The 17,310-nt window shown below is 68.7% G+C and carries 17 protein-coding genes; 6 read left to right on the top strand and 11 right to left on the bottom strand.

Features of this window, described 5'->3' with window-relative positions:
• The first annotated feature begins 288 nt into the window (after positions 1–288).
• Positions 289–1,107, top strand: coding sequence for a hypothetical protein (locus tag O3I_RS03625; RefSeq protein ID WP_014981537.1), 819 nt, complete (start codon positions 289–291; stop codon positions 1,105–1,107).
• A gap of 16 nt (positions 1,108–1,123) precedes the next feature.
• Here the strand turns inward: O3I_RS03625 and O3I_RS03620 are convergent, their stop codons facing one another.
• The 5 genes from O3I_RS03620 to O3I_RS03600 all read right to left on the bottom strand — a co-directional run bounded on the left by O3I_RS03620 (position 1,124) and on the right by O3I_RS03600 (position 6,372).
• A complete protein-coding gene (locus O3I_RS03620; RefSeq protein WP_014981536.1) occupies positions 1,124–2,527 on the bottom strand; it encodes a M1 family metallopeptidase in 1,404 nt (467 codons plus the stop codon).
• Positions 2,528–2,600: 73 nt separating this feature from the next.
• Positions 2,601–3,239 carry a LysE family translocator gene (locus O3I_RS03615; RefSeq protein ID WP_014981535.1) on the bottom strand — a complete coding sequence of 213 codons (639 nt, stop codon included), beginning with the start codon at positions 3,237–3,239 and terminating at the stop codon, positions 2,601–2,603.
• Positions 3,240–3,302: 63 nt separating this feature from the next.
• The gene (locus tag O3I_RS03610; RefSeq protein ID WP_014981534.1) at positions 3,303–3,971 is read right to left on the bottom strand and encodes a DUF3239 domain-containing protein; all 669 of its coding nucleotides are present in this window, start codon (positions 3,969–3,971) and stop codon (positions 3,303–3,305) included.
• A gap of 41 nt (positions 3,972–4,012) precedes the next feature.
• Complete coding sequence (locus tag O3I_RS03605; RefSeq protein WP_041562393.1) at positions 4,013–5,671, bottom strand: DNA repair helicase XPB; 1,659 nt, start codon at positions 5,669–5,671, stop codon at positions 4,013–4,015.
• Between the two features lie 98 nt (positions 5,672–5,769).
• The gene (locus O3I_RS03600) at positions 5,770–6,372 is read right to left on the bottom strand and encodes a GNAT family N-acetyltransferase (RefSeq protein ID WP_014981532.1); all 603 of its coding nucleotides are present in this window, start codon (positions 6,370–6,372) and stop codon (positions 5,770–5,772) included.
• A gap of 107 nt (positions 6,373–6,479) precedes the next feature.
• Between O3I_RS03600 and O3I_RS03595 the strand changes: the two genes are divergently transcribed.
• The 3 genes from O3I_RS03595 (at position 6,480) to O3I_RS03585 (ending at position 9,232) form a co-directional block, all read left to right on the top strand.
• Positions 6,480–7,388, top strand: coding sequence for a sigma-70 family RNA polymerase sigma factor (locus O3I_RS03595; protein ID WP_014981531.1), 909 nt, complete (start codon positions 6,480–6,482; stop codon positions 7,386–7,388).
• 68 nt (positions 7,389–7,456) lie between these two features.
• Positions 7,457–8,629, top strand: coding sequence for a pyridoxal phosphate-dependent aminotransferase (locus O3I_RS03590; RefSeq protein ID WP_014981530.1), 1,173 nt, complete (start codon positions 7,457–7,459; stop codon positions 8,627–8,629).
• Positions 8,630–8,683: 54 nt separating this feature from the next.
• Positions 8,684–9,232, top strand: coding sequence for a dihydrofolate reductase family protein (locus tag O3I_RS03585; protein WP_014981529.1), 549 nt, complete (start codon positions 8,684–8,686; stop codon positions 9,230–9,232).
• Positions 9,233–9,238: 6 nt separating this feature from the next.
• On the opposite strand, the gene O3I_RS03580 is transcribed toward O3I_RS03585, so the two are convergent.
• Together O3I_RS03580 and O3I_RS03575 are read right to left on the bottom strand one after the other, a co-directional pair.
• Positions 9,239–9,931 (bottom strand): trimeric intracellular cation channel family protein, encoded by a 693-nt coding sequence (locus O3I_RS03580; protein ID WP_014981528.1) that lies wholly within the window; start codon positions 9,929–9,931, stop codon positions 9,239–9,241.
• Between the two features lie 63 nt (positions 9,932–9,994).
• The gene (locus O3I_RS03575) at positions 9,995–10,639 is read right to left on the bottom strand and encodes a LysE family translocator (protein WP_014981527.1); all 645 of its coding nucleotides are present in this window, start codon (positions 10,637–10,639) and stop codon (positions 9,995–9,997) included.
• Here O3I_RS03575 and O3I_RS03570 point away from each other — a divergent pair.
• Positions 10,545–11,297: an SAM-dependent methyltransferase gene (locus tag O3I_RS03570; RefSeq protein ID WP_237748247.1), complete on the top strand. Its 753-nt coding sequence runs from the start codon at positions 10,545–10,547 to the stop codon at positions 11,295–11,297. The two genes, O3I_RS03575 and O3I_RS03570, sit on opposite strands and share 95 nt — an antisense overlap.
• A 56-nt stretch (positions 11,298–11,353) precedes the next feature.
• Here the strand turns inward: O3I_RS03570 and O3I_RS03565 are convergent, their stop codons facing one another.
• The 3 genes from O3I_RS03565 to O3I_RS03555 all read right to left on the bottom strand — a co-directional run bounded on the left by O3I_RS03565 (position 11,354) and on the right by O3I_RS03555 (position 14,129).
• A complete protein-coding gene (locus O3I_RS03565) occupies positions 11,354–12,445 on the bottom strand; it encodes a 3-deoxy-7-phosphoheptulonate synthase (protein WP_041562391.1) in 1,092 nt (363 codons plus the stop codon).
• Between the two features lie 182 nt (positions 12,446–12,627).
• Positions 12,628–13,098 (bottom strand): carboxymuconolactone decarboxylase family protein, encoded by a 471-nt coding sequence (locus tag O3I_RS03560; RefSeq protein WP_014981524.1) that lies wholly within the window; start codon positions 13,096–13,098, stop codon positions 12,628–12,630.
• 152 nt (positions 13,099–13,250) lie between these two features.
• Positions 13,251–14,129, bottom strand: a complete 879-nt coding sequence (locus O3I_RS03555; protein ID WP_041562390.1) for an oxidoreductase — start codon at positions 14,127–14,129, stop codon at positions 13,251–13,253.
• 169 nt (positions 14,130–14,298) lie between these two features.
• On the opposite strand from O3I_RS03555, the gene O3I_RS03550 reads away from it, so the two are divergent.
• Complete coding sequence (locus O3I_RS03550; RefSeq protein ID WP_014981522.1) at positions 14,299–15,912, top strand: (2,3-dihydroxybenzoyl)adenylate synthase; 1,614 nt, start codon at positions 14,299–14,301, stop codon at positions 15,910–15,912.
• 47 nt (positions 15,913–15,959) lie between these two features.
• Here the strand turns inward: O3I_RS03550 and nbtS are convergent, their stop codons facing one another.
• Complete coding sequence (nbtS, locus tag O3I_RS03545; protein ID WP_014981521.1) at positions 15,960–17,273, bottom strand: nocobactin biosynthesis salicylate synthase NbtS; 1,314 nt, start codon at positions 17,271–17,273, stop codon at positions 15,960–15,962.
• Positions 17,274–17,310 lie beyond the last annotated feature (37 nt).

The following is a 17,310-nucleotide window of genomic DNA, read 5'->3' as shown; positions in this document are numbered from 1 at the left end:
AACCTCTCTCACCGAACACATTCACGCCGGTCGCGAACGCGGTGAGAATACCCGGACGCTCAGCACGCCCGCATCAACTCCAGGGTTGACACCCCCGCCTCGGCTCACCAGATGGTGCCCCACATGCCGAGCAGCGAGTAGCCGAGGATGCTCGGGAGCAGACGGCCGAGCAATTGGAGTCCAAAGTAATTCACTAGCAATGCCTTTCGCGCATGACCACAACGTGGACACTCGTCCGATACGTGGTCTCTGTCGGTTCCTGCGAGCAAGTCGTTACGCTTGGTCAGTATGACCCTGGACGACATCGCCGTCGACCTGTACGGGCTCCCGCCGAACGAGTTCGTGCCGGCGCGCACCGCCCAGGTCAAGGCAGCCAAGGACGCGGGCGACAAGGAACTCGCGGCCGCGATCGGCAAATTGCGCAAACCGACGGTCACCGCGTGGACGGCGAACCTGCTGGCCCGGGCGGTGCCGGACGAGGTCGAAGCGCTGTTGCACCTGGGTGCGGCGTTGCGCGCCGCCCAGCAGCGGCTTTCCGGCGACGAACTGCGCACCCTCACCGGACAGCGCCAGCAGGCGGTCAACGCGCTGGCGAAGAAGGCGGGCGCGCTGGCGGCCGAGCAGGGGCACCCGGTGAGCGAGAACGTGCTGCGCGAGATCGGGCAGACCCTGACCGCGGCGCTGGCCGACCCGGAGGTCGCCGACCGGGTACGCACCGGCACCTTGGCCACCGCGCAGACGTACTCGGGCTTCGGTCCGTCCGGCCCCGGACTGGTGGCGGTCGACGATCCCCCGGCCGAACCGCCGCAGGACACCGCGGCCGACGACGACGCGCGCCGCGAACTGGACGACGCGCTGGAGGCGCTCGAGTCCGCCCGCGCGGCAAAGGATTCCGCCACCGACGAGGCCGAGCAGGCGACGAACCGACTGGGCGAGATCGATTCCCGGATCGCCGAGTTGAAAGACGCGCTCGCGCACGCCGAGCAGGAGCGTCAGTTCGGCCGTACCGCCGAACGCGCGGCGCAGGACCAATTACGTTCGGCGCAGCGACAACTCGACCGGGTCGAGCGGTGGGTGGCGCGGGCCCGCGAGCGCGTCGCGGACTGAGGACAGCGGTGCGGCCTCAGCCGCGCAGGCTGCCCGGATAGAGGTACTCGTCCGGCGGCGGCGTGGCCTGATCGAGCCACGCGTCGAAGAAGCCGGTGAGATCCGTCGACGACTTGGACTGCACGAACTTGCGGAACTCCGGCATCGACGCGTTGCCGTAGGCGTGATTCGCGTTGAATTCCCTTACCGCGCCGAAGAACACGGCGTCGCCGAGTTGCCTGCGCAGCGCGTGCAGGAACAGCGGGCCGCGGTAATAGACGGAGGTGAATTCGTTACCGGCGCCCGGGTTCGCCAGTGGGATCTGCCAGAACTCGTTGTTGCCCAGGTACTTCTGCAACGTCTGGCGATACTCCGCGTCGACGTCCTTGCCTTCCTTCTGCTCCGGCCACAGGTAGTCGGCGGTGTAGCTGGCGAAGCATTCGTTCAGGCAGATATCGGACCACTGGCGCACCGACACCGAATCACCCCACCACTGGTGGGCGATCTCGTGCACCACGGTCGGCAGGTCGGTCCACGGCGCGTAGATCGGCCGGGTCTGGGTCTCCAGCGAGAACATGATGTCGGCGTCCACGTAGATGCCGCCCGAGGTCTCGAACGGATAAGGGCCGTACAGACTTTCGATGAAGTCGAGGATTTCCGGCAGCCGCTGCTCGGTCTCCCGGTTGCGTTCGGCCTCCGGAGCGAAGGCACTGATCAGCGGGGTGCCGTTGGCGCGGCGCTGCTCCAGGAAGCTGAACTTGTCGATCGCGACCGTGGTCAGGTAGCCGACCACCGGCTGGTTCACCGCCCAGCTGACCGTGCGCCGGTCACCCTGCACCGCGTCCTGCGTGCGCAGGCCGTTGGAGACCACCTCCCACTCCGCCGGGACGGTCGCGTGCAGCGCGAAAGTCGCCTTGTCCAGCGGCGTGTCGTTGAGCGGATACCAGGTCGAGGCGGAGTGCGGCTCGCCCGCGGCGAACGCGCCGCCGCTCGGCGCGTAGGTCCAGCCGTCGCCCTCGGTGTTCTCGGCGGTGCCCGCGTAGTCCACGGTGACGGTGAACGGCAGGCCGGGCAGCAGCGGCAGCATCGGGGTCACAGTGAGTTCGTGCTCGCCGTTGCGGGCGAACGACGCGGGCAGGTTGTTCACCGAGACCATGCGCACGTCAGGGCCCGCGAAATCCAGGTTGAACATGCGCAACGCCTGGGTGGCGACGGCATCGATCCGGGTGGACCCGGTGAGTTGATGAGTCGGCGGGTCGTACTCGATGGTGACGTCGTAGTGGCGGGCGTCGTAGCCGCCGTTGCCGTCCAGCGGGTAGTACGGGTCGCCGAGACCCGGCGCACCGACGGTCGGATCGGCGGGCGGCTGGGCCGCGGCGGGCACCGAGGCGGTGACGAGCGCTCCGGCGATCGCGGCACACACCAAGCCGGCGAACCTCATTCGCACACCACCCCTTTTCCGCCACCGGGACCTTCGGTACGGGCGTACCGAGCCCCGGTGGATGGTAGCCGGTTCAGTCGGCGCTGCCGGTCAGCGCCACCGACGCGCCGAGGCCGACGATCATCATCCCGCCCGCACCGCCGACCGCTTCCAACCTGCGCGGCGAGCGCGCGAACCACGACCGCGCCGAGGCCGCCAGCAGCGCCCACGCGCTGTCGCACACCACCGCGATGGCCAGGAACAGCGAACCGAGAATCAGGAACTGCAGTTGCAGCGAGCCGGCCGCCGGATCGGCGAAGTGCGGCAGGATCGCGGCGAAGAACACGATCGCCTTCGGGTTGGTCAGCCCCACGATCACGCTCTGCCGCAGCACCTTCGTGGTGGGCACGGCCGGAACCTCGGCGCCCAGCGCGGCGCGCAGCGACTTGCGCTCCCGGATCGCCTGGATGCCGATGTAGATCAGATACAGCGCACCGGCGAACTTGACCACCGCGAGCGCCAACGCCGACGCCATCAGCAGGGTGCCGAGCCCCACCGCGACCAGGAGCAGCACGAAGAAGACGCCGAGGCAGTGCCCGGCCACCGAGAGCAGCGCCGCGCGCCGGCCGAGGGTCAGCGCCCGCCCGATGGTGAACAGCACCCCGGGGCCGGGCACGATGATGAGGACGACCGCCGCGGCCAGAAACGCCAGCAGGTTGGACAGTGGGACCATCTTCGGAGTCTATGCGCTGTCGCAACCCGAATTAAGGGAGATCACAACCGGACTCGTCGCCGGTCAGGAACCCAGGTCGCCGGGCAGCTGATGCGGATCGAGCAGCAGGCGCCGGGCCGGAGCCCGGCGCACCTTGTCGGCGAGGGCGAGATTGTCGGTGAGCAGCCGCCATTCGGCGTCGCTGATCGCGTCCCGCGCGCGTTCGATGACGGCTTCGTCGGTGGTGCCCCAGGCGATGGGCATCGCGCTGACCGACTGCCAGCGCTCCCCGACCTGCCGCGGCGCCCGATCGGTGCGCACCGCGACCGCGGGCACCCGCTCGCCCGCTTTCGCCGCATGCCCTGGCAGCGAGCGGACCTTACGGATGACCAGCGCATAGTGCGAGACGGTGGCGCCCGGCTTGGCCACGTCGACCAGCGCCAGCAGTACCACGCCGGACGGGTAGGTCTCCGAGATCACCGCGGGCACCAGCTCGCCGTCGGCATACAGCTTGTCCATACTGGCGTGTCGCGAGGTCCAGACGGCCACCCACACCGACACCACCGCGCCGAGCACGAACGCGACCGCCAGCAGATAGGCCCACGGATGGTCGAGCCAGATCAGATAGGCCGCACCGGTGGTCGCGATGATCCCCGCCGCGATCGCCATGACGCGCAGCCGTCGCTGGTCGGCGAACACCTCGTTGACCGCATGGGCATGTTTGCGGTCGACCGGGAATTCGAAGCGTCGCACGTCCCTATTCCTAGCACAGCTTGCGGAGGAATTGCCTCCGCTTATCCGATGGCCGGACCGAGCAGATCATCTGCGTCGGTGATGCGATAGGCATACCCCTGTTCGGCGAGAAAACGCTGGCGATGCGCGGCATATTCGGCGTCGAGGGTGTCCCTTGCCACCACCGAATAGAAGTGCGCTTGGCCGCCATCGTGTTTCGGCCGCAGCAGCCGACCGAGGCGCTGCGCCTCCTCCTGACGGGAACCGAACGTACCCGAAACCTGCACCGCGACCGACGCTTCCGGCAGATCGATGGAAAAGTTCGCCACCTTGCTCACCACCAGCACGGGAACCTCACCCTGCCGGAAGGCTTCGAAGAGCTCTTCTCGCTCTTTGGTTTTCGTCGAACCCTGGATCACCGGGGCGTTGAGCGCGGCGCCCAATTCGTCGAGCTGGTCCAGGTACGCGCCGATCACCAGCGTCGGCGCGTCCGCGTGCTTGGCCAGAATCGACTGCACCACCGGTATTTTCGTGTGCGCGGTGGAGCACAGCTTGTAGCGCTCCTCCGGCTCCGCCGTCGCGTAGGCCATCCGCTCCGCGTCGGTGAGCGTCACCCGCACCTCGACGCAGTCGGCCGGGGCGATCCAGCCCTGGGCCTCGATGTCCTTCCACGGCGCGTCGTAGCGCTTCGGGCCGATCAGCGAGAAGACATCGCCCTCGCGGCCGTCCTCCCGGACCAGGGTCGCGGTCAGGCCGAGGCGCCGACGCGACTGCAGGTCGGCGGTCATCCGGAAGACCGGCGCGGGCAGCAGGTGCACCTCGTCGTAGATGACCAGGCCCCAGTCGCGGCTGTCGAACAGTTCCAGGTGCTTGTACTCGCCCTTGGTCCGCCGGGTGATCACCTGATAGGTGGCGATGGTGACCGGGCGGATCTCCTTGCGCTCGCCCGAGTACTCGCCGATCTCGTCCTCGGTGAGCGAGGTGCGTGCCAGCAGCTCGCGCCGCCACTGCCGACCGGCCACGGTGTTGGTGACCAGGATCAGCGTGGTCGCCTTCGCCTTGGCCATCGCGGCCGCGCCGACCATGGTCTTGCCCGCGCCGCACGGCAGCACGACGACGCCGGACCCGCCCGCCCAGAACGAGTCGGCGGCCAGCTCCTGGTAGTCGCGCAGATGCCACTTGTCGTCGCCGTAGTCCAGCTCGATGGGGTGCGCTTCGCCGTCGACGTACCCGGCCAGGTCCTCCGCGGGCCAGCCGATCTTCAACAGCATCTGCTTGATCCGCCCGCGCTCGGAGGCGTGCACGACCACCGTGTCGTCGTCCAGCCTGGCGCCGAGCATCGGCGCGATCTTCTTGTGCCGCAGCACTTCTTCCAGCACCGCGCGATCCAGGCTGACCAGCGTCAAACCGTGCGCCGGATGCTTGACCAGCTGCAGCCGTCCGTACCGGGCCATGGTGTCCACCACGTCCACCAGCAGCGGCTGCGGCACCGCGTACCGGGAGAAGCTGACCAGCGCGTCCACCACCTGCTCGGCGTCGTGCCCCGCCGCCCGCGCGTTCCACAGCGCCAACGGCGTCACCCGATAGGTGTGCACGTGCTCCGGCGCCCGCTCCAGCTCGGCGAACGGCGCGATGGCCTGCCGCGCCGCATCGGCCAACTCATGGTCGACCTCCAGCAGCAACGTCTTGTCACTCTGCACAATCAGCGGACCGTCCGTCACAGCCCCTCCTCGCATCGATTCCCCCTATTCTTCCTGAACCCCCCGACACCCGCCCACCGCCGGTACCCCTGACCACGGGAATCTGGGGTGGAGCGGGGTTAGTGGGTGCCTGGGGAGGGCTCTAGGGTGCGGTGGAATTCGGCGGGCCAGTCGGCGACGGGGCCCGAGGGGTCGGTGTTGAGGCGGGCGGCGAGCCAGTGGTCGCGGCGGCGGCCGCGCTGCAGGCTGCCGAGCCGGGACAGGCCCTCGTAACGGAAGCCGGTGCGGCGGACCACGGCGGCCGAAGGATAGTTGCCGACGAACGCCCGCCAGCTGATGCGTTGCAGTGCGAGCCGGTCGGGCCGGAAACCGTAGTCGCAGACCAGCGCGACGGACTGGGTCATCAGGCCGCGCGAGCGGGCCCGCGGCGCCAGCCAGTAGCCGATCTCGGCGGACGATTCGTCGCGTTCACCGAGACCGATCATGCCGACGACCGGGCCGTCCGCGCGCTCGCGCACCGCCCAGGTCGGGCTCTTGCCCGCCCAACCGGGTCCGACGATGTCCTCGATGAAGGTCTTCGCGTTGTCGCGGGTGTACGGCACCGGAATGGTCACCCATTCACCGATGGACGGATGCTGACAACACTCGGTGATGGCGTCGATGTCCTCGCTCGTGGGGATCGACAGCCACACCGTTCCGTTCGTCAGCGCTTGTGCATCCATCGAGTCATGTTGTCATGAACAGCGCGGACAGTTCACCGGGTTTCGCGCGCGTCGCCCGGACGGCACCGGGGTAAACCCCGTCTAGGACAGATCGTAGAATCGTCTCGATGGTTGCCGCTCTGCTTGCCGGACAGTTCGAATCACATCGAGCGCATCTGCTCTCGGTCGCGTATCGGCTGACGGGCAGCGTCGGCGACGCCGAGGACGCCGTGCAGGAGAGCTGGCTGCGCCTGGCGGGAGCGCATCAATCCGAGATCGACGACCTGCGCGCCTGGCTGACCACCGTGGTGAGCCGGATCTGCCTGGACCGCTTGCGCAGTGCCGCGGTGCGCCGGGAAAGCTATGTGGGGCAATGGCTACCGGAGCCGGTGGTGACCGGCCGCGCCGGCTCGAGCATGCCGGACCCGCTGGAGATCGTGGTCCGCCATCAGGACTACCGCCTCGCGGCAATGGTGGTGCTGGACAGCTTGACTCCGCCCCAGCGCGTGGCTTTCGTACTGCACGAAGGGCTTTCGGTGCCGTTCACCGAGATCGCGCAGTTGCTCGACGTCTCACCCGAGGCGGCCCGCCAGCTCGCCGTACGGGCGCGCAAGGCCGTGGCACACACCCCGCCGCCGGTGCCCGACGCCGAGCACGAGGCGGCCGTGCACCGCTTCCTGGACGCGTTGGGTTCGGGTGACGTGCGCGCGGTTGCCGCTGCGCTGCACCCGGATTCGATCGTGATCGGCGACGCCGACGGCACCACGTCCACCGCGATCAACGTCTTGCGGGGCGCGGACCGGATCGCGCGGTTCTACCTGGGCATCGTGCGCAAATACGGCATGACGCCCGACGTGACGGACCCGCTGTTCACCGCCGAACTCGTGTCGGTCAACGGACAGCTCGGCGTCGCGGTCACCGCGGCGGACGAGGACCGCCCGGCGCGGGTGATCGGATTCACCATCCGCGACGGACTGGTCTGGGGCACCTACGACCTGGCGAACCCGGCGAAACTCACCGGCGTCCGGCTGGGCTGAGGCAACCCCCTACCGTTCGCCCCTCATCCGGCGGCCTGCCTCGGCGGCGAATTCACTACGCTGCGGATATGCCTCCGCAACCCGCCACCGTTGCCCGCCTGCGCCCGTTCGCCGCCACGATCTTCGCCGAGATGACCGAGCTCGCGGTGCGCCACGACGCGGTCAATCTCGGCCAGGGTTTCCCGGACACCGACGGGCCCGCGGGGATGCTCGAGGTGGCCCGGCAGTCCATCGCCGACGGCCTCAACCAGTACCCGCCGGGCCGCGGCAGGCCCGAACTGCGCCGCGCTATCGCCGCCGACCGAGCCCGCCGCTACGGCACCGAGTACGACCCCGAGAACCAGGTGCTGGTGACGGTCGGCGCGACGGAGGCGATCGCCGCCGCCATCCTCGGCCTGGTCGAGCCCGGTGCGGAGGTGGTGCTGATCGAGCCGTACTACGACTCTTACGCCGCGGCGGTCGCGCTGGCCGGCGCCCAGCGGCGCACCGCACGCCTGGTCGCCGACGGCGACCGCTTCGTGCTCGACCTGGACAGCCTGCGCGCGGCCGTCACCCCGGCCACCAGGATGCTGGTGGTCAACTCGCCGCACAACCCGACCGGCACCGTGCTCGGCCGGGCCGACCTACAGGCCATCGCCGAAATCGCTTGCGAGCACAACCTTCTGGTGCTCACCGACGAGGTGTATGAGCACCTGGTGTTCGACGGCACCGAGCACATCAGCCTGGCCACGCTGCCGGGCATGGCCGAGCGCACCGTCGTGGTGTCCAGCGCGGCAAAGACTTTCAACGTCACGGGCTGGAAGATCGGCTGGGCGTGCGGCCCCAAGGAATTGATCGACGGCGTGCTCGCGGCCAAGCAATTCCTGACCTTCGTCGGCGGCGGACCCTTCCAGCCCGCGATCGCGCACGCCCTGAACAACGAACTGGATTGGGTCATCGGGCTGCGCGAAGACCTGTCCGCCAAGCGACTTCGCCTCTCCGCCGCGCTCGCCGACACCGGTTTCGCCGTGACCTACAGCGCGGGCGGCTATTTCGTGTGCGGCGACATCACCCCGCTCGGCACGGCCGACGGCCTGGCCTTCTGCCGCGAGCTGCCGAAACGGCTCGGTGTCGCCGCGGTGCCGCTCAGCGTGTTCGCCGACGACACCGCCGCGTGGAACCATCTGGTGCGCTTCACCTTCTGCAAGCGCGACGAGACGATCGATGAGGGTGTGCGCCGACTGCGTGCGGGCACGCGCTGATCAGGAAGAAAACCTTGACACACCCTGTCAGTATTCGCTGGCAGGGTAGGTCGCATGGTGACGCAATACTTCACGGCGACGACCCTCGACGGCTATCTCGCGGACGAACACAACTCGCTCGACTGGCTGTTCACGGTCGCGGGCGCCGACGAGATGGCCGAGCACAATGTCGACGAATTCATCGGCGGCGTCGGTGCGATGTGCATGGGCGCGACCACCTACGAGTGGATCCTGGCCAACGACGAACCCGAGAACTGGCACAAGTCCTACGGCGACCTCCCGTGCTGGATCTTCACCCACCGCGAGCTGCCCACGCTGCCGGACGCGAACCTGCGTTTCGTATCCGGCGCGGTCGAGCCGGTGCACCGGGACATGGTCGCGGCGGCCGGCGATCGCAATGTCTGGGTGCTCGGCGGCGGTGAGCTGGTCGGTCAGTTCGCCGACGCCGGCCTGCTGGACGAGATCATCGCGGGCGTCACGCCGGTCACCCTCGGCGCCGGTGCGCCGCTGCTGCCCCGGCGCATTCTCTCCGACCGGCTGGAACTCGTCGATGTCACCCGGATCGGACAGTTCGCCCAGCTGACCTATCGACTGACGTCCTAGACAGGGCTAGGTGAGATGCCCGCGTGGTTCCGGTCGCCGGCGCGCCTGCGGCGCACGCCAGCGGAAGCGCAGTGCGAGAAGGCGAAACCCGATGGCGCCCAGCGCCGCCAGCGCACCGGTCCACGCGTGATACAGCTCGAAATGCAACAGCACCGCGGTGCAGATCGCGCCGAGCAGCGCGGGCACGGCGTAGATCTGATCGGGCCGAAGCACATTCGGCGTCTGGCCGCCGAGCAGGTCGCGGATGACACCGCCGCCGATCGCGGTGACCAGGCCGAGCAGCGCCGCCGACGGAGCACCGGCACCCGCGGTATAGGCGACGACAGTGCCTGTCACACAGAACAATCCGAGGCCGAAGGCATCGGCTACCTCGAGCGGTCCTTTGGTGAGCCGGCGCGGCGGATGCCAGAAGAAGATCACCAGCGCGGCGAGCAGGGCGGTCCACAGATAGCTCAGGTCCACGAAGGCGGCGGGTGGGGTCCGCCCGATCAGCAGGTCGCGGATGACACCGCCCCCGAGCGCCGTGCTGCACGCCAGCACGACGATTCCGAAGATGTCGAAATCCCGGCGCACCGCGAGCAGCGCACCCGAACTCGCGAACGCGAACACCCCGAACAGCTCCCCGAGATGCTGCACCGCACCGACCGCCGAGCCGAAATACCCGGCCAGCGCCACACTCTCAGCACCGAATTGCACCATGCCGCTCACCGTGCCACACCCGGCCACGTTCGGCCGCCCGCCACGAGCGGCCGAACGAGCAGGTCAGGCCGGGGTGGGCCGTGCGCGGTCGGTGGCGACGAGGACGGCCATGAGACCGAGCACAGTGCCCATGAGGTAGCGCTGCACCCGCAACCAGAGTGGCCGACCGGCCAGGAAAGTCGCGATGCCGCCCGCGCCGAGCACGATCAATCCGTTCACCGACAACGCCACCACGATCTGCACCACGCCCAGGACAAGGCTCTGCAACCAGACCTGTCCGTGCTCGGGCACCACGAACTGCGGGATCAACGCCATGTACAGGATCGCGATCTTCGGATTCAGCAGGTTCGTGAGGAACCCCATCGTGAACAGCCGGCCGGCCGGATCCGGGGCCAGGGCCGTCGGCGCGAAAACCGAGGTCCCACCCGGCCGCAGGGCCTGCCACGCCAGCCACAACAGGTATGCCGCGCCCGCCAGCTTCACCGCCAGATACAGACCGGGCACCACCGCGAATACCGCCGTGATCCCGACGGTAGCCGCGACGAGGTACACCCCGAATCCCGCCGCGACACCGCCGAGCGAGACCAGTCCGGCCCGCCTGCCCTGCGCCACCGTGCGCGACACCAGATACATCATGTTCGGCCCCGGCGTCAGTACCAGTCCCAATTCCACCGCCGCCACACCCAGCACTGCCGTCATTTCGATCACCCTGCCGATCCTTGTCGAGCGCAAGCACCGCGTCGCGGTCCACTTGTCGGTCGCTGGCCTTTCGACCGGCGCAAACGACGAACAGTGGCCGCGTTCCCGTCGTACATTGCGAACCATGGCTGACGACCGGCGGTTCACGTGGATGGCCGAGGTCATGGGCGTTCGGCCCACCGACCTGATACTCGAAATCGGCCCTGGGTCGAGCAAGTCGATCGCCTATCTCGCCGCGCGGGCGACCGACGGACGCGTCGTGGGCATCGATCGTTCCGCGACAGCGATCCAGCGTGCCTCGAAAACCCATGCAGCGCTGATTGATTCAGGGCAGGTCCGACTGGCGCAGACTGGCCTCGCCGATCTCGACCCAGCCCAGTTCCTAGCCGAGCATGCCTGCGGTGCAGCGGGTTTCGACAAGATACTGGCGGTCAACGTCAACGTGTTCTGGACAAAGCGACCGCTCGCCGAACTCGCGCTGCTGCGCCGGCTGCTCGCGCCCGCCGGCACGCTGCATCTCTTCTACGGTTACGGCACACCGGAAGCCGAGAGCAGCAGCCCGAAACCCGCACCCGGCAAGCTCCGCGACTATCTCGCCGACGCCGGGTTCGGCGTGCACGTGGTCACCGCCGGCGACCTGCTCGGCATCCTCGCCACCCGGGCCTGAGATCGACGGCCCGGCTGCCCGCGCATCCTTGCGGGCAGCCGAAACCGGCACGGCTGTCAACGATTACGGCGCTCCGCGACCGCATCGGCCAAGCGATCGAGCTGGCCGGCGGTGGTCTCCCAGTCCAGGCAGGCGTCGGTGATGGACTGCCCGTAGGTGAGGTCGGCGGCCTTACCGAGGGTGAGGTCCTGCCGGCCCGCCACGAGGAAGCTCTCCAGCATCACTCCGACCACGCCGGGCTCGCCCGCCGCCAGCCGCTCGGCGATATCGGTCACCACGTCGACCTGTTTGTTGTGGTCCTTGTTGCTGTTGCCGTGACTGGCGTCGACCACGAGCCGCTGCGGCAGCGCCGCCTTCTCCAACCGCAGGCAGGCCTCGGCCACCGAGGCGGCGTCGTAGTTCGGGCCGGTGCTGCCGCCGCGCAGAATCACATGGCAGTCCGGGTTACCGGTGGTGCGGATCAGCGCGGCCCGGCCGTCGAGATCGGTACCCGGGAACACATGGCTGGCCGCCGCGGCGCGGACGCCGTCCACGGCCACCTGCACGTCACCGTCGGTGCCGTTCTTGATGCCCACCGGCATGGACAGGGCGCTGCTCAGCTGCCGATGCACCTGGCTGGCCGCGGTGCGCGCGCCGATGGCGCCGTAGGAGACCAGGTCCGCGATGTACTGCGGGGTGATCGGATCGAGGAACTCGCACGCCACCGGCAGCCCGAGCGCGGTGATGTCGACCAGCACCTTGCGGCCGATGCCGAGGCCGGTGTTGACGTCGAAGGAGCCGTCCAGGTGCGGATCGTTGATCAAGCCCTTCCAGCCGAGCGTGGTGCGGGGCTTCTCGAAGTACACCCGCATCACCACGTGCAGCCGGTCGTCGAGTTCGGCCGCCTTGGCGGCCAGCCGACGGGCGTAGTCGAGCGCCGCGGCGGGATCGTGCACCGAGCACGGGCCGACGATCACCATGAGGCGATCGTCGGCGCCGTTCAGCACGTCGACGGTGGCGGCGCGGCCCTTGCGGACGGTGTCGGCCAGCTCGTCGGTGATCGGGTGCACGCGACGGACCTCGGCGGGCGAGCGCAGCGGGCTGACGCTCATCGTGCGTTGGTCATCGAGGTCGCAATGCCGGGGGTCTATGTCGGCAGCTCGTGTCATTGTCGTGGGTTCCTTTTCTTCGGCCGACCCACGGACGTGAAACCCCGTCGAGCCGGTCCATATCCGGCTCGGGGTGGAATGTCGTCAGCGCATGTGGTTGCCGCAGACCAGCCCACCCAGGGCCGGCTTGCTAAACCAGAAATACGCGCGCTGCACGTCGGCGACTGTACCAGGTCGGGAATTCACCCCCATTGACCCGGGGTGTAGTCGCCCGCGGGCGTGCGGGCGATGACGTTCATCCGGTTCCAGGCGTTGATCATCGCGATGGCGGCGATGAGCGCGGCGACCTGGTCCTCGTCGTAGTGCTTCTGCACCTGCTGCCACACCTCGTCGCTGACGCCGCGGCCGTCGCCGATCCGGGTGGCCTCCTCGGTCAGCGCCAGTGCGGCGCGCTCGGCATCGGTGAAGACGGTGGCCTCGGGCCAGGCCGCGACGAGATTGAGCCGCACCGAGGTCTCCCCGGCGTGCGCGGCGTCCTTGGTGTGCATGTCGGTGCAGTAGCCGCAGCCGTTGATCTGGCTGGCCCGGATCTTGACCAGCTCGTAAGTCGCTGCGGGCAAAGTGGATTCGGCGACCACCCGGCCCGCCGTGTTGAGGCGCTTGACGAAGCTGGCGGCGACGCGGTTGCCGAAGAGGTTGAAGCGAGCGCTCATGATGTCTGCCTTCTTTCTGATTCGTGCCGTACTGGGCGGTTCACAGAGAGGACGACGCAGCGCCGCGAGGTGTGACACCGTTCGAGGAGTGATGTGGACCACTCCCCGTCGACACCGGCAGATGCACCTTGTGGTGGCAGACGATGCGGACCCTACCTGCCGAAGTCGTAGCTGACGCCGGTCAGTTTTTCCGACAGCTCCCACAAGCCACGCGCGACGCCCTCGTCCCGAGATGCCCTGGACGAACCCGAGACGCCGGGGTAGCCGCGCAATCCGCCGAACTTGGTCGGGCCGTAGTAGCCGCCCGGCTGGACCTCCGTGGTGGCGACGTACAACGTTGGCAGCGCGCCCATTTCGGCGCTCTGTGCGAGCACCCGGTTGCCGAGCCACATCACCCGGCCCTGGATCGACTCGGTGTGCGACTGCAATTCGGTCGAGGCGTAGCCGGGATGCGCGGCGACCGAGATCGTCGGCGAACCCGCCGCGGCGAGCCTGCGCTGTAGTTCGTAGGCGAACATCAGGTTGGCCAGCTTCGCCTGGCCATAGGCCAGCCAACGCTGGTACTTGCGGCGCTCCCAGTTCAAATCGTCCAGGTCGATCTTGCCGATCACGTGCGCACCGCTGGCCACGGTGACCACCCGCTGCGAGATCTTGGGCAGCAGTAGCCCGGTCAACGCGAAATGCCCGAGATAGTTTGTGCCCACCTGCATTTCGAAACCGTCGGCGGTGCGCTGCTCGGGCAGCGCCATCACCCCGGCATTGTTGATCAGCACGTCGGCGCCGTCGGTGGCCGCGGCGAACTCGCGGATCGAGGCCAGGCTCGCGAGATCCAACCGGCGCACGACCGCGCGCTCCCCCAGTTCCGCGGCCACGCGCTCGCCCTTGGCCACGTTCCGGCAAGCCAGCACCACCTGGGCCCCGGCCCGGACGAGCGCCCGTACCGTGACGGCCCCCAGCCCGCTGTTCGCGCCGGTCACGATGAACGTGCGTCCGGTCTGATCGGGCATGTCCGAGGTATCCCACCTGCTCATAGCCGAGAAGTCTAAACGGATTCGCGGCCTTTCCCGAGGGTCGCGCGAGCCGCCGCGGCGGCGGTCAGAGCCTTCGTAGCAGCGCCGACCGCGGTGAGATAGGGTTGCCTAACCTACAAGCCGAGATCCTCCATCCACGCTCGGCTCGAGTTATCTGTGAGGCAAGGCCGTGACTTCGACATCCACCACGCATCGCGCGGGCTACGTCGGCTTCCCCACCGAAGCCGCCGACGCCTACCGCGCCGCCGGATACTGGACCGGACGCCCGCTGGCCGACCTGCTGCGCGACACCGCCCGGCGGCATCCGCACCGGCCCGCGCTGCTCGACGCCGAACAGACGCGCAGCTACGCGTGGCTCGACGCGGAGGCCGACCGGATGGCGCACGGCCTGCTCGCCCTCGGCATCGCGCCGGGCGACCGGGTGGTGGTGCAGCTGCCGAACGTGCCGGAGTTCTTGACCGTGCTCTTCGGCGCACTACGCGCGGGCATCATTCCGGTGCTGACGCTGCCCGCCCACCGCCGGGCCGAAATCGAGCATCTGGCAGCACTTTCCGAAGCCGTCGCCTACATCATCGTGGACCGGCTCGGCGACTTCGACTATCGCGAACTGGCCGACACGGTGCGGGCCGCGGTACCGACACTGCGCCACGTGCTGGTGGTCGGCGAGCCCGGCGCCGGAACCGATCTGGCCTCGGTGCCCCGCGCGGGCGAGACGCTGCCGGAGATCGATCCGAGCGATATCGCGCTGATGCTGGTCTCCGGCGGCACCACGGGTCTGCCGAAACTCATCGCGCGCACCCACGACGACTACGCCTACAACGCCACCGCGAGCGCCGCGATCTGCGAACTCACCGAGGACGACGTCTACTTGGCGACCTTGCCTGCCGCACACAACTTTCCGCTCGCCTGCCCGGGCATCCTCGGCACCGTGAGCGTGGGCGGCGCGGTGAGCTTCGTCACCGACCCCAGCCCGGAGAACGCCTTCGCGGCGATCGAACGACACCGGGTGACCGTCACGGCCGTCGTCCCGCCGCTGGCCCAACTGTGGTGCGCCGCAACCGAATGGGAGGAAGCCGACCTGAGTTCGCTACGGCTGCTCCAGGTGGGCGGCGCGAAGCTGGCCGAGGTCAACGCGCGCGAGGTCACCCCCGCGCTCGGCGCCACGCTGCAGCAGGTGTTCGGCATGGCGGAGGGCTTGCTCAACTACACCCGGCTCGATGACGACACCGAGCTGCTGTGCACCACACAGGGCCGGGCACTCTCGCCCGACGACGAGATCAGGGTGGTGGACGCGGACGGCAACGACGTGCCGCCCGGCGCGGAGGGCGAGCTGCTGACCAAGGGCCCCTACACGATTCGCGGCTATTACCGCGCGCCCGAGCACAACGCCCGCGCCTTCACCCCCGACGGCTACTACCGCAGCGGTGATCTGGTGCGCCGACTGCCGAGCGGTCACCTGATCGTCTCCGGACGAATCAAGGACGTGATCAATCGCGGCGGCGAGAACATCTCCTGCGACGAACTCGAGGAGCACCTGCTCGCGTACCCGGCCGTGCGGCACGCCGCCGCGGTCGGACTGCCCGATCCCACGCTCGGCGAAAAGGTCTGCGCCGTCCTCGTCGTCGACGGCGATATGCCGACCCTGGCCGAGATCAAGACGTTCCTCATCGACCGCGGTCTGGCCACCTACAAACTGCCCGATGTGCTCCGCCGCGCGGACACGCTGCCCGTCACCGCCGTCGGCAAGATCGACAAGAAGGTGCTGCGCGGCCTCGAGGGGTGAGACAGCAAACGGGCAGTACACCTTTCGGTGTACTGCCCGTCGGATTGTCAGGCGCGCACTACGTAAGGCGCGATGCTGCCGAGCTTTTCGCAGGTCTCCTCGAACTCCCGGTCCGGGCGCGATTGCCCGACGATGCCGGCGCCGGCCCGCAGCCAGGCGCCTTCGGTGTTCTGGTACACGGCGCGCAGCACCAGGGTGGCCTCCAGCGCACCGGTGGGCGAAACCGTCACCACCGCACCGGAATACAGACCACGCGCGTCGTGATCGAGCCGGAACACCGAATCGATGCCCTCACGCTTGGGAATGCCGGAGGCGGTGACCGACGGGAACAGCACCTCGAGCGCGTCCCAGCTGGATCGGTCGGCGGCCAGGCGGCCGCGCACCGTGGAGGCGAGATGCTGCACGCTGCCACGCTCGCGCACCACCATGAAATCGGAGACCGCGGGGGTGCCGGGATCGGCCACGGCGGCAATCTCCGCGAACGAGGTGCGCACCGAAATGGCGTGCTCCACGATCTCTTTCGGGTCGCTGACCAGGTCGGCCCGGGCCGCCATGTCGACCGCTTCGCCACGGCCGAAGGCGCGGGTGCCCGCCAGCGGTTCCGTGGTCACCACCCGGTTCTCGTCGACCGAGGCGACCAGTTCGGGGCTGAAGCCCGCCGCCTCGAGCCCGCCCAGGCGGAGCAGGAACGAGCGCGCGGGAGTGTTGTTCGCCCGGCCGAGGCGGTAGGTCGCGGGCACGTCCACCACGAACGGCAGATCGACCTTCCTGGAGAGGATGACCTTCTGATACCGGCCCGCCTGGATCTCACCGACCGCCTCGGCGACCCGGTCCCGGTAGCCGGTCGGATCGATCCGGACATCGGCGGGATGCGCCTGCGGCAGTTCGGATTCCTGCGATTCGGCGATCAGGCTGTGGATATCGCCGGTCTCGGTCGGGGTGGCGCCGGACACCCGGACGCCGTAGGCGCCGACCCGGACCTCGATCCGGGGAATCATCAAGTGCGCCACCGTCGTCCGGGGATCCAGGTGCTCAGTCGCCTCGAAGGCCCAAGCGCAGAACTCGAATCCGATCCAGCCGTAGGCGTTGCGACCGGCCAGCGGCAGCGCGCGCAGCGCCGCGTCGATGACGGTGGCCGGGCGGCCTTCCCACTTGCTGGTGGTCGTCTTCCCATCCCAGGTGACCCGCAGCTCTTCGACGTCCAATTCGATGCCGCCGATCGGATCGGCGGCGAAGACCCATTCGCCCGGGCTCTCGTACATGACGTACTCACCGAACCGATCTGCCCCCGCCAGTCGGGACATCGCTGCCGCCGGATCGGTTACATACTCCACCCGCAAGCGTTCGTCCGTGGTCGACAACGATCCTCCAAAGCTCAAAACTGGCTGACTTGGAGGT

Source organism: Nocardia brasiliensis ATCC 700358, assembly GCF_000250675.2.
Classification (GTDB): Bacteria; Actinomycetota; Actinomycetes; order Mycobacteriales; family Mycobacteriaceae; genus Nocardia; species Nocardia brasiliensis_B.
This window is presented reverse-complemented; position numbering and strand designations above follow the sequence as displayed.

Coding starts and splice junctions, on each gene's coding strand:
- O3I_RS03625 (WP_014981537.1), top strand. CDS start 289: ATGACCCTGGACGACATCGCCGTCGACCTGTACGGGCTCCCGCCGAAC.
- O3I_RS03620 (WP_014981536.1), bottom strand. CDS start 2,527: ATGAGGTTCGCCGGCTTGGTGTGTGCCGCGATCGCCGGAGCGCTCGTC.
- O3I_RS03615 (WP_014981535.1), bottom strand. CDS start 3,239: ATGGTCCCACTGTCCAACCTGCTGGCGTTTCTGGCCGCGGCGGTCGTC.
- O3I_RS03600 (WP_014981532.1), bottom strand. CDS start 6,372: ATGGATGCACAAGCGCTGACGAACGGAACGGTGTGGCTGTCGATCCCC.
- O3I_RS03595 (WP_014981531.1), top strand. CDS start 6,480: ATGGTTGCCGCTCTGCTTGCCGGACAGTTCGAATCACATCGAGCGCAT.
- O3I_RS03590 (WP_014981530.1), top strand. CDS start 7,457: ATGCCTCCGCAACCCGCCACCGTTGCCCGCCTGCGCCCGTTCGCCGCC.
- O3I_RS03585 (WP_014981529.1), top strand. CDS start 8,684: ATGGTGACGCAATACTTCACGGCGACGACCCTCGACGGCTATCTCGCG.
- O3I_RS03580 (WP_014981528.1), bottom strand. CDS start 9,931: ATGGTGCAATTCGGTGCTGAGAGTGTGGCGCTGGCCGGGTATTTCGGC.
- O3I_RS03565 (WP_041562391.1), bottom strand. CDS start 12,445: ATGACACGAGCTGCCGACATAGACCCCCGGCATTGCGACCTCGATGAC.
- O3I_RS03560 (WP_014981524.1), bottom strand. CDS start 13,098: ATGAGCGCTCGCTTCAACCTCTTCGGCAACCGCGTCGCCGCCAGCTTC.
- O3I_RS03555 (WP_041562390.1), bottom strand. CDS start 14,129: ATGAGCAGGTGGGATACCTCGGACATGCCCGATCAGACCGGACGCACG.